This is a genomic window from Pseudomonas sp. FW306-02-D09B, from assembly GCF_058782685.1.
Map to the genome: position 1 here is coordinate 506,624 of NZ_JBYSXY010000002.1, position 11,194 is coordinate 517,817.

Genomic DNA, 11,194 nt, shown 5'->3' on the forward strand with positions numbered 1-11,194 from the left:
GAACGGCGGGCAGTTTGCCCGAAGCTTTTGAGGCCGGCAATACACCGCAAAAGATCGCAGCCTGCGGCAGCTCCTACACGGAATCGTATAATTCTGTAGTTGCTGCCGCCGGCTGCGATCTTTTGATCTTGCCCTTTAAACCGGAGCGTCGAGGTTCAGGTGCAGGTTGTCGATCAACCGGGTCGTGCCCAGGAAAGCGGCCACCAGGATCACCAGGTCACGGTCATCCACGGTCGCTGGGCGCAGGGTCAGTGCGTGGCGGATTTCCAGGTAGTCAGGACGCAACCCGGCGGCCTGGAGCTGCTCGATCTTCCGGGCCAGGAGCGCCGGGTAATCGCGTTCGCCCTGTTTGATGGCTTCGGCGATATCGCTCAGCGTGCGATACACAATTGGCGCGACGGCCCGCTGTTCTTCACTGAGGAAACCATTGCGTGAGGACAGCGCCAGACCGTCGGCGGCTCTTACGGTGGGTTCGCCAATGATCTGGATCGGCATGTTCAGGTCATGCACCAGCGCGCGAATCACCGCCAGTTGCTGGAAGTCTTTCTGACCGAAGACCGCGAGGTCGGGCTGAACCATGTTGAACAACTTGCTGACCACCGTCGCCACGCCTTCGAAATGCCCGGGGCGGCTGGCGCCACACAGGCCTTCAGACAGCAGTGGAACGCTGACGCGGGTCTGGCCGGCCATGCCGTCCGGGTACATTTCCTCGACGGTTGGGGCGAACAGCAGGTGACAGCCGGCTTGCAGCAGTTTCTCCTGGTCGGCGGCCAAGGTCCGCGGATACTTGTCGAGGTCTTCGCCTGCGCCAAATTGCAGCGGGTTGACGAAAATGCTCGCGACTACAAAGTCCGCTCGTTGGGCGGCTTTGGTGACCAGTGCGACGTGACCGCTGTGCAGGTTGCCCATGGTCGGTACGAAGCCGATACGTTTGCCTTCGCCGCGAGCGCGGGCGACGGCGGCACGTAGTTCGCGTACGGTTTTGACAGTGTTCATGCAGAGAATCCGTGTTCGGCGCCAGGGAAGGTTGCGGCTTTGACTTCAGCGACGTAAGCGCTCAGGGCAGCGTGAATGCTGTCTTGGCCGGCCATGAAGTTCTTCACGAACTTCGGCGCGCGGCCGCTGAGGGACAGGCCGAGCATGTCGTGCAATACCAGCACCTGACCGTCGGTGGCATTACCGGCGCCGATGCCGATCACCGGAATCTTCACCGCTTGAGTGATTTCGTGGGCCAGCTCGCTCGGTACACATTCGAGCAACAGCATCGCCGCGCCGGCCTGTTCCAGGGCAATCGCGTCGGCACGCATCTGCCGGGCCTGGTTTTCATTGCGGCCCTGAACTTTATAGCCGCCGAGAATGTTCACCGACTGTGGCGTCAGCCCCATGTGCGCGCACACCGGAATACCGCGTTCGGCCAGCAGACGAATCGACTCGGCCAGCCACAGCGCGCCTTCGACCTTGACCATGTGTGCACCGGCCTGCATCAACTGGGCACTGTTGGTCATCGTTTGTTCGATGGTGGCGTAGGCCATGAACGGCAGGTCCGCGAGGATCAAGGCATCGGTGTTGCCACGCTTGACCGCGGCGACGTGGTAAGCCATTTCGGCGGTGGTCACCGGCAGGGTGCTGTCGTGTCCTTGCAACACCATGCCAAGGGAGTCGCCCACCAGCAACACTTCAACACCCGCCTCATTGCAAGCGTGGGCGAAGGTAGCGTCGTAGCAGGTCAGCATGGTGATTTTTTCACCCTTTTGCTTGAGGCTCTGCAATGTGGTCAAGGTGATAGCTGGCATGTAAGAAATCCTCATTCAGGCGCTTGGAAAACTACTGCGGGTAACGCGCGTGATTCTTCATTTACTCAGGCGCACGGTCTTGTGTCGTGCTTTAAAAGCCTGGATTGCGCCCTGTAGTGCCGGGTTGCCGGCAGCGGGACGCCTATAGTCGTGAGGAGAACTCGGGAAGTCAATTGGATGTGTTACCGCAATGTTACGCCGTTGGTGTTACCTGTGGGAGCGGGCTTGCTCGCGAAGAACGATGACGCGGTACATCAGATGCATCGCGTCGTCAGCTTCGCGAGCAAGCCCGCTCCCACATAGTTCCGCGTATCAAATCGGCGGGAGGCGTTCCAGTCCGACGAACGGACATGCAGCGAGCAGCTCACGCAGGTAACGGCCGTCCGCCAATTGCAGATCAGCGGGCGCCAGCTCGGCCAGCGGGTACAGCACAAAGGCTCGGGCCTGCATGTGGTAATGGGGGACTTTGAGGCGGGGCTCGTCGATCAGTCGATCGCCGAACAGCAGGATATCCAGATCCAGCGTGCGCGGGCCCCAGCGTTCATGACGCTCGCGACCCTGGTCGATTTCGATGGCTTGCAGCGCATCGAGCAGCTCAAGCGGCGTCAGCGTGCTGTCGAGCGCGGCCACCGCGTTGGTATAACGCGGCTGGCCCGGCAACAGGGAGTCGCTTTGATAGAAGGACGAAACTCCCACCAGCGCTGTCTGGGGTAACTGCGCGAGCGCTTCGACGGCGCTGCGCAATTGTTCCGCGGGGGCGGCGAGGTTGCTGCCCATGCCAATGTAAATGCGTTCCATCGATTTACTCGCCCGACGCACTCGGTACGCCAGCGGCACGTTTGCGCTTGGCGCCACCGCTGCGGCGACGTTTACGCGGCGCACCGCTGGCACCGTCGTCCTTGCCGCTGAGGTCGCGGATCATGTCGCGGCGTTCGCTTTCGTTGCCGTCCTGATAGTCCGTCCACCATTCGCCCAGGCCATTGGTCTGTTCGCCAGCGCTTTCACGCAGTAGCAGGAAGTCGTAACCGGCACGGAATCGCGGGTTGTCCAGCAACAGGTCGGCACGTTTGCCGCTGCGGCGTGGCAGGCGCTCCTGCATGTCCCAGATCTCGCGGATCGGCATGGTGAAGCGCTTTGGAATCGCGATCCGCTGGCATTGCTCGCTGATCAGTTCGTGAGCAGCTTCCTGCATGGCCGGAATCGGCGGCATGCCACGATCCTGCAAGCGCAGTACGCGGGCCGGCAAGGCTGGCCAGAGCAGGGCGGCGAACAGGAACGCTGGCGTCACCGGCTTGTTCTGCTTGATCCGCAGGTCGGTGTTGATCAGCGCTTCGCTGATCAGGGTGTGAGTGTAGGTCGGGTTGTGTTCCAGGGCTTCGGCGCTGGCCGGGAACAGTGGGTCGAACAATTGCAGATCGACCAGCATCTCGAAGGTGTCCGCGGCATGACCCGAAAGGAACAGCTTCAACACTTCTTCGAACAAGCGCGCCGACGGGATCTCGCGCAGCATCGGTGCCAGGCCGCGGATTGGCAAGGCGCTGTGTTTCTCGATGCCGAAGTCCAGCTTGGCGGCGAAACGCACCGCACGGAGCATCCGCACCGGGTCTTCCTGGTAACGCTGGGTCGGGTCGCCGATCAGGCGGATCAGGTGATTGCGGATGTCGTGTACGCCGTTGGCGTAGTCGAGAATGCGCTCGCTGACCGGATCGTAATACAGGGCGTTGATGGTGAAGTCACGGCGTTGCGCGTCTTCCTCCAGCGTGCCGTAAACGTTGTCGCGCAGAATGCGCCCGCTTTCGTTACGCGAGGACTGGTTGCTGTCTTCCTCTTCGTCGTTTTGCGGGTGATTGGCGCGGAAGGTCGCGACTTCAATGATTTCGCGACCAAAATGGATGTGCACCAGTTTGAATCGGCGCCCGATGATCCGCGCATTACGAAACTCGGCGCGAACCTGTTCCGGTGTGGCGCTGGTGGCGACGTCGAAATCCTTGGGTGTGATGTTGAGCAGCATGTCGCGCACACAGCCACCGACCAGGTAAGCCTGGTAGCCGGCGCTCTGCAGGCGTTCGACGATGTTCACCGCATAACGGCTGAACTGAGCCCGTTGCAGCGAGTGTTGGCTGCTGTTGAGCACTTCAGGCGTGCTGCGAATGTGTTGCGTACGACGCAAGGGAGAACGGAATGACTGGAACAGCTTCTTCAGCATGGGATGCACTGTTTGAAGGAATGTTCGGCCAAAACGAAGAATGACCGCATGATGGGCCGGGATTCTAGCATTTAGTCGGGGGATGGTGTAGGAAGCTGCGCTGATCTGCGTAGCAGCTGTCGAGCTATGCGAGGCAGCGTTCGGCGGCGGAGCCGTCGTAAATGCATACACCTCATACTGCCTGACAGACCGCAATCTCAGATTCTACGACGGCTGCGTCCGAACGCGGCCCGCACCGAACGCAGCCTCGCGGGCTCGGCAGCTGCTACAAGCTACAAGGGCCAAACGCCAGAAACTACAAGGGGAGCCGAAGCTCCCCAAGAAGTAGTTGCATGCTCTATTTTTATTTTTGGTTTCGGGCTTCTTGTTTTTGTGTCGCGCCCTTGTCATGAAGGTTTCCTTCATGACCCTCCCAATCGGGAGCCAAGAGCAAACGGATTGCTTTGGTCGCTGTGCTGCAATGATCTGTGCGATCCAACCAGTTCAGGCTCTGCCTTAGGGCAGTTTTTGTTGTTCTCGGCCTGGTTGCGGGGCAAGCCCCAAATACAACGCCTCTCCAAAAGAATCAGTTAGCTACGCCTCTCGCCGTCTTGTTTTTGTTGTGCGTGAGTCGATTCGTCTTATTTTTATTGTCTTGTGCATTGCTTGTTATTGTTCTTGTACCAAACATATAGCAGGTGCCGTGCCAACTTTTGCGGGGGCCAGTAAAACAAGGGGTTAGGTGCCTGGGTCGCCTTTTTCAGGGCCAAAAAAAACCGGGGCTTCGTTACCGTAAGCCCCGGCTTCTGTTACGAGAAAAAGCTGCGGTAACAGTTTTTTCACACGGTCATGTGTTACTCGCACACTCGACAGGTGACGTTCAGCTTTCGCTGGTCGCGCCGGTCTTGCGTCGTGGGATACCCAGACGCTGACGACGCTCCCACAGGCATTTGCGGCTGACGCCGAGTTTGCGAGCCAATTCGGTTTCGGTCATGTGATCCTGGTGTTCGAGGACGAAGTGCTGGAAGTAGTCTTCCAGTGACAGGTCTTCGGTGGGCTCGTGGCTGGTGTTGCCGGTGCTGCCCTGTTGCGGTGCCAGGCCGATGAACTCGTCATCTTCAAGATCGCTGAGCTCGATGTCGATGCCCAGCAACTCGGCAGAAATCTCCGGGCTCTCACACAGGATGACGGCACGCTCGACAGCGTTTTCCAGTTCACGCACGTTGCCCGGCCAGGAGTAATGACGAATGGCTTGTTCGGCGTCCGGAGCGAATTTCAGGTCGGTGCGATTCACGCGCGCGCTCTGGCGGGCGAGGAAAGCATTGGCGATTTCGTTGACGTCCGCGCCACGCTCACGCAGGGCCGGCAGTTTCAGGGCGATAACGTGGAGACGGTAATACAGGTCTTCACGGAACTGGCCGATCTTGGCCAGGCTCTTCAGGTCACGGTGAGTCGCAGCGATCAGGCGTACGTCGACCTTCTGCGATTGCACCGAGCCCACGCGGCGGATTTCACCTTCTTGCAGCACGCGCAGCAGGCGCGCCTGGGCTTCAAGTGGCAGTTCGCCGATTTCATCAAGGAACAAGGTGCCGCCGTCGGCGGCTTCAACCAGGCCCGCGCGCCCGGCGCTGGCGCCGGTAAACGCGCCTTTCTCGTGGCCGAACAGCTCGGACTCGATCAGGCTTTCCGGGATGGCTGCGCAGTTCACCGAAATCATCGGCGCCTTGGCGCGTTTGGACAGGTTGTGCAGGGCGCGGGCGACCAGCTCTTTACCGGTGCCTGATTCGCCCTGAATCAATACATTGGAATCGGTGGGAGCCACTTTACGGATTTTGCCGTACAGATCCTGCATCGGTGGGCACGAGCCGATGATGCCGATTTCGCCATTGCTGTTATCGACAGCGGACTTCGCCGAGCCGCTGGCTTTGCCGACCGCAGGTTCGCCCACGGAGCTTTGCGCCGATTGCCGGTCACGCAGGATGCGTGCGACGGCCTGGAGCATCTCGTCATGGTCGAAAGGCTTGGCGATGTAGTCCACCGCGCCCATCTTCATTGAGTCGACTGCCGAGCGCAGGCTGGCGTAGCTCGTCATGATCAGCACCGGCTTGCCCTGGCCCAGCTTGATCAGCTCGGTGCCCGGTGCGCCAGGCAGGCGCAGGTCACTGACAATCAGGTCGAACGTGGGAATGCTGAAGCGTTCTTGTGCTTCCTGCACTGAACCGGCTTCGCTGACCTGGTACTGGTTACGTTCCAGCAGGCGGCGCAAGGCGGAGCGGATAATTGTTTCGTCTTCGACGATCAAAATGTGCGGCATTGATTCGATACTCTCGACGGTCTCAGTTCACAGCGGACGTCGCTTCGACATGACGCGGTAAGGTCACCCGGATACGGGTGCCGCGTTGGCTTTGTGTGTCAGCCGGGCTGTCGATGGTGATTTGTCCATAATGCTCTTCAACGATGGAATAGACCAGTGCAAGGCCCAGACCGGTGCCTTCGCCAGGATCCTTGGTGGTGAAGAAGGGTTCGAACAATCGGTCCATGATGCTCGACGGGATACCACTGCCTTCGTCTTCCACGATCAGGTCGATCGTGTGTTCGTTGGCTTCACTTTTTACTCGAACCGCACTGCCGGCCGGCGATGCGTCGCGGGCGTTGGACAGCAGGTTGATCAATACCTGGGCGAGCCGCTGCGGATCGCCATCGACCCAATGCTCGGGATCGCACAGGTTGAAGAACTGCACTTCGAAGTTGCGACGGTTCAGCGCGAGCAGACCAATGGCATCCTGGGCCACCTCGGCCAGACAGACCGGTTCGTCATTGTGCTGGTGGCTGCCGGCGTGGGCGAAGCTCATCAGCGACTGAACGATGCGTGACACGCGTTTGGTCTGTTCGAGGATTTGCCCGCTGATTTCCTTCAGTTCGCTGTCTTCTTCACGCTCTTCGCGCAGGTTCTGCGCCAGACACGCGATGCCGGTGATCGGGTTGCCAATTTCGTGGGCCACGCCGGCCGCCAGTCGCCCGATACTCGCCAAACGTTCGGAGTGCACCAGTTTGTCTTCGAGCATCTGGGTTTCAGTCAGGTCTTCGACCAGCAATACCAGACCGCTGTTACCGGGCGCGAGCGGTTCGTCGATCGCCGCTTTGTGCAGGTTCAACCAGCGCGTCTGGCCGTCCAGGGCCAGGTGCTGTTTGTGCAAATGCTCGTCGGGAAGATTGATGAAACCTTGCAGCAGTTCTTTCCACGGCTCGCCGAGGGTGCCCAGGCGTGAACCGACCACGCGTTGCGCGGCGATCCCGGTCAACTCCTCCATGGCCTTGTTCCACATGAGGATTTCCTGATCCTTGGCCAGCGAGCAAACACCCATCGGCAACTCTTGCAAGGTCTGGCGGTGATAGCGGCGCAGGGCATCGAGTTCGGCGGCCAGGCCGGTGAGGCGCGAGTGATAGTCCTCGAGGCGGCTTTCGATGAAGTGAATGTCTTCGGTGACGTAGTTTTCACCACCAGCCTTGTACGGCAGGAAGGTTTCGACCATGTCTTGCGCAACGCTCGGGCCCATCAGGCCGGAGAGGTTGGCTTCGATTCGGTCACGCAGTCGGCGCAAGGCGTACGGGCGACGCTCGTCGAACGGCAGATAAAGGTCGCGCAGGGCCTGTTCGACTTCTTTCTGCGCGGCTTTGGCGCCCAACGGTTTGGCCAGTTGGGTGGCGAACTCCTGGGGTGACGCGGCGTGCAGTTCGCGGCGTTGCGGGCGACGCACGTTGTCTACGGCACAGGCTTCGGCGGCGCTGGCTTCTTCGGTACTGGCGTTGGTGAACAGCGAGATCAGCGTGAACATCAGCACGTTGGCCGCCAGCGACGCAATCGCCGCCATGTGCCAACTGGTGTCGTCGAGCACGTAGATCATGTTCAGCAATGGGATATAGAAGCCCTGCAGGTTGCCGACCAGCGGCAACAGCATGGTCACCAGCCAGACCAGAATCCCCGCCAGCAAACCGGCGATGAAGCCGCGACGGTTGGCGGTCGGCCAATACAGGACGGACAGTACGCCGGGCAAAAACTGCAGGGTGGCAACGAATGCGACGATGCCCAGGTTGGCCAGGTCCTGCTCGGCGCCCAGCAGCAGATAGAAACCATAACCGGCCATGATGATCGCGACGATCAAGGCGCGGCGGGTCCATTTCAGCCAACGGTAGATGTTGCCTTCGGCAGGCGGCTGATACAGCGGCAGCACCAGGTGGTTCAGGGCCATCCCGGACAGCGCCAGGGTGGTGACGATGATCAGACCGCTGGCAGCTGACAAACCACCGACGTAGGCCAGCAGTGCCAGAGCCTTGCTGTTGGCGGCGATGCCGACGCCGAGGGTGAAGTATTCCGGGTTGGTGGTGGCGCCAAGTTTGAGGCCGGCCCAGAGAATCAGCGGTACGGCCAGGCTCATCAGCAGGAGAAACAGCGGCAAGCCCCAACTCGCACTGACCAGCGAGCGCGGGTTGAGGTTTTCGGTGAAGGTCATGTGGTACATGTGCGGCATCACGATCGCCGAGGCGAAGAACACCAGCAGCAGCGTGCGCCATGGGCCTTCTTGCAGCGGCGTGTGCAGGGCGGCGAGGGCGGTCTGGTTTTGCAGCAACCAGACTTCCAGTTGTTGCGGGCCGTCGAACACGCCGTACAAGGCGTAGAGGCCAACGCCGCCAATGGCGATCAGCTTGATCACCGATTCAAAGGCAATCGCGAACACCAGGCCTTCGTGTTTCTCCCGGGTCGCTATATGCCGCGAGCCGAAGAAGATCGTGAACAGGGTGATCAGCGCACAAAAACTCAGGGCGACCCGATGCTGCACCGGCTCACGGGTGAGGATGCCAATCGAGTCGGCGACCGCCTGAATCTGCAATGCAAGCAACGGCAGCACGCCGATCAGCATGAAAATGGTGGTCAGCGCGCCGGCCCAGGTGCTGCGGAAACGAAACGCAAACAGGTCGGCCAGAGACGACAGCTGATAGGTGCGGGTGATCTTCAGAATCGGGTACAGCAACACCGGCGCCAGCAGAAACGCTCCGGATACACCTAGATAGCTGGACAGAAAGCCGTAGCCGTACTGATATGCCAAACCAACCGTGCCATAAAACGCCCAGGCGCTGGCGTAGACACCCAATGACAAGGTGTAGGTCAGCGGGTGGCGAATGATCGCTCGCGGGATCATTCCGCGTTCACTGATCCAGGCAACACCAAACAGCACTGCCAGGTAGGCGGCACTGATCAGGATCATCTGGGTCAGGCTAAAGCTCATCGGCATCTTTTTGGCTCTGCAGGATGAAGGTCACGACGATCAGAATCAGCCACAGCAGATACGGGCGATACCAGGCGCCAGTGGCGTCGATCCACCAGTCCATGATGGCTGGGGAGAACAGATAGATCCCCACTACCAGGAGCAGGACCAAGCGATAGATGTACATCCCGGCCTCTCTTTATTGTGCGCGTGCCCGAAAACGTGCGGCGATGGTAACGGATGGGCGCCAACCTGCAAGCTTAGTCAGCGTAATTGCGCTTCGGGCAGTGTCAGTGTGCGCGGGATTAACGCCGCATCCCAGTGCCTGATGCCCCAGTTCAGCACTTCCCTGGGGCTGGCGTTATCGAGTTCGTGGTCAGGTTTTTGTCCCAGTGCGCGTAGGGCGCGCAGCAACAGGGGCGTGGCCTGATCCTCGGTCAACGGCGGCGAGCGGTAGGACTTGCCGAGCTTGTTGCCGTCCGGCTGGGTAATCAGCGGCAGGTGCAGATAGCGCAGTTGGGGCAGGCCGAGCAGTTCTTGCAGGTACAGCTGGCGCGGGGTGGAATCGAGCAAGTCGGCACCGCGGACAATATCGGTGATGCCTTGCCAGGCGTCGTCGAGCACCACTGCCAGTTGATAAGCGTAGAGCCCGTCGCGTCGACGGATGACGAAGTCGCCGACCTCACGGCCCAGGTGCTGGCGGTATTCGCCTTGCACGTGGTCGGTGAAGTGATATTCCAGTTCCGGGACGCGCAAGCGGATTGCGGCGTCTTCGCTGGCATGACCGGCGTTGCGGCACAGACCTGGATAAATCCCGTGATAAGGCGCCAGTTTTTTCCGCGAGCAGGTGCAGGCGTAGGCCAGGCCATGGTTGAACAGTTGATTCAACACCTGCGCGTAGGCGTCGTGACGGTCGCTCTGGCGGACCATTTCGCCGTCCCATTCGAAACCGTAGCTTTCCAGTGCCTTGAGGATCGCCGCTTGGGCGCCGGGCTCCTCTCGAGGCGGGTCAAGGTCTTCCATGCGCAACAGCCAGCGGCCGCCAACCGAGCGGGCGTCAAGGTACGAGGCCAGTGCCGCGACCAGCGAGCCGAAGTGCAGGTGCCCGCTGGGGGTGGGGGCGAAGCGCCCGATGTAGGCGGGGGATTTGATGGCAGTCATGGGCACGATGTTACGTTGTCTGGTTCTGTAGGAGCACGGCTTGATATCGCCATCGCACTCTGTAGGAGCAAGCTTTGCTCCTACAGATGTTGATGCACCAGAAACAAAAACGGAGCGTTCGCACGCTCCGTTCTTCGTTCAAGCGGCCACTTACTTGCCGACTTGCTTTTCCTTGATCTCTGCAAGGGTCTTGCAGTCGACGCACATGTCAGCGGTAGGGCGTGCTTCCAGGCGTTTGACGCCGATCTCGACGCCGCAAGACTCGCACCAGCCGTATTCTTCGTCTTCGATCAGTTGCAGGGTCTTGTCGATTTTCTTGATCAGCTTGCGCTCGCGGTCGCGGGCACGCAGTTCGAGGCTGAACTCTTCTTCCTGACTGGCACGGTCGGCCGGGTCGGGGAAGTTCGCCGCTTCGTCCTTCATGTGATCAACAGTGCGGTCGACTTCCTGCATCAAGTCCTGTTTCCATTTCTGCAGGATCTTGGTGAAGTGTTTGCGCATGGGCTCGCCCATGTACTCCTCGCCCTTGCTTTCAATATAGGGTTCGAAGCCGCTGATCTTTGGCTCAGTGCTTTGCTGCTTTGCTTGGGTGGGCATGAAATGGACCGCCTCTACTCTTGTAATCCATTGCGCAGGATTGCTCCATCACCGACACCTGCCGGCCCTGCGGCTGCAAGCGGGCGAACTTACCAGATCAAATCGGAGCGCGCTACTCCCGGATGTCGAGGCTGCGGTCCGTAAGGCTTGCAAATGTTTGCAAAGCCTTGTCTGGCGGGTCTGGAGGCCTGATC

9 protein-coding genes are annotated in these 11,194 nt (G+C 60.1%); all 9 read right to left on the reverse strand.

Annotated features, from left to right (window positions below; all coding sequences use genetic code 11):
• Positions 1 to 135: 135 nt before the first annotated feature.
• The gene (gene panC / locus AC3WK5_RS06550; protein ID WP_054595556.1) at positions 136 to 996 is read right to left on the reverse strand and encodes a pantoate--beta-alanine ligase; all 861 of its coding nucleotides are present in this window, start codon (positions 994 to 996) and stop codon (positions 136 to 138) included.
• On the reverse strand, positions 993 to 1,793 hold the full coding sequence (gene panB / locus AC3WK5_RS06555) for a 3-methyl-2-oxobutanoate hydroxymethyltransferase (RefSeq protein ID WP_103320162.1): 801 nt from the start codon (positions 1,791 to 1,793) through the stop codon (positions 993 to 995). Before panB ends, panC begins: the two co-directional genes overlap by 4 nt.
• Before the next feature lie 312 nt (positions 1,794 to 2,105).
• Positions 2,106 to 2,591: a 2-amino-4-hydroxy-6-hydroxymethyldihydropteridine diphosphokinase gene (gene folK, locus AC3WK5_RS06560; protein ID WP_103320124.1), complete on the reverse strand. Its 486-nt coding sequence runs from the start codon at positions 2,589 to 2,591 to the stop codon at positions 2,106 to 2,108.
• A 4-nt stretch (positions 2,592 to 2,595) separates the two neighbouring features.
• Positions 2,596 to 3,999, reverse strand: coding sequence for a polynucleotide adenylyltransferase PcnB (locus AC3WK5_RS06565; RefSeq protein ID WP_103320123.1), 1,404 nt, complete (start codon positions 3,997 to 3,999; stop codon positions 2,596 to 2,598).
• A gap of 859 nt (positions 4,000 to 4,858) precedes the next feature.
• Positions 4,859 to 6,292 (reverse strand): sigma-54-dependent transcriptional regulator, encoded by a 1,434-nt coding sequence (locus AC3WK5_RS06570; RefSeq protein ID WP_054595560.1) that lies wholly within the window; start codon positions 6,290 to 6,292, stop codon positions 4,859 to 4,861.
• A 22-nt stretch (positions 6,293 to 6,314) separates the two neighbouring features.
• Positions 6,315 to 9,269 (reverse strand): sensor histidine kinase, encoded by a 2,955-nt coding sequence (locus tag AC3WK5_RS06575; RefSeq protein WP_162491270.1) that lies wholly within the window; start codon positions 9,267 to 9,269, stop codon positions 6,315 to 6,317.
• On the reverse strand, positions 9,253 to 9,429 hold the full coding sequence (locus tag AC3WK5_RS06580) for a hypothetical protein (RefSeq protein ID WP_003176118.1): 177 nt from the start codon (positions 9,427 to 9,429) through the stop codon (positions 9,253 to 9,255). Before AC3WK5_RS06580 ends, AC3WK5_RS06575 begins: the two co-directional genes overlap by 17 nt.
• Positions 9,430 to 9,506: 77 nt before the next feature.
• Positions 9,507 to 10,403 carry a tRNA glutamyl-Q(34) synthetase GluQRS gene (gene gluQRS / locus AC3WK5_RS06585; RefSeq protein WP_103320119.1) on the reverse strand — a complete coding sequence of 299 codons (897 nt, stop codon included), beginning with the start codon at positions 10,401 to 10,403 and terminating at the stop codon, positions 9,507 to 9,509.
• 150 nt (positions 10,404 to 10,553) lie between these two features.
• Positions 10,554 to 11,000, reverse strand: coding sequence for an RNA polymerase-binding protein DksA (gene dksA / locus AC3WK5_RS06590; RefSeq protein WP_054595563.1), 447 nt, complete (start codon positions 10,998 to 11,000; stop codon positions 10,554 to 10,556).
• Between the last annotated feature and the right edge of the window lie 194 nt (positions 11,001 to 11,194).

Coding starts and splice junctions, on each gene's coding strand:
- AC3WK5_RS06575 (WP_162491270.1), bottom strand. CDS start 9,269: ATGCCGATGAGCTTTAGCCTGACCCAGATGATCCTGATCAGTGCCGCC.
- gluQRS (WP_103320119.1), bottom strand. CDS start 10,403: ATGACTGCCATCAAATCCCCCGCCTACATCGGGCGCTTCGCCCCCACC.
- AC3WK5_RS06565 (WP_103320123.1), bottom strand. CDS start 3,999: ATGCTGAAGAAGCTGTTCCAGTCATTCCGTTCTCCCTTGCGTCGTACG.
- dksA (WP_054595563.1), bottom strand. CDS start 11,000: ATGCCCACCCAAGCAAAGCAGCAAAGCACTGAGCCAAAGATCAGCGGC.
- AC3WK5_RS06570 (WP_054595560.1), bottom strand. CDS start 6,292: ATGCCGCACATTTTGATCGTCGAAGACGAAACAATTATCCGCTCCGCC.
- panB (WP_103320162.1), bottom strand. CDS start 1,793: ATGCCAGCTATCACCTTGACCACATTGCAGAGCCTCAAGCAAAAGGGT.
- folK (WP_103320124.1), bottom strand. CDS start 2,591: ATGGAACGCATTTACATTGGCATGGGCAGCAACCTCGCCGCCCCCGCG.
- AC3WK5_RS06580 (WP_003176118.1), bottom strand. CDS start 9,429: ATGTACATCTATCGCTTGGTCCTGCTCCTGGTAGTGGGGATCTATCTG.
- panC (WP_054595556.1), bottom strand. CDS start 996: ATGAACACTGTCAAAACCGTACGCGAACTACGTGCCGCCGTCGCCCGC.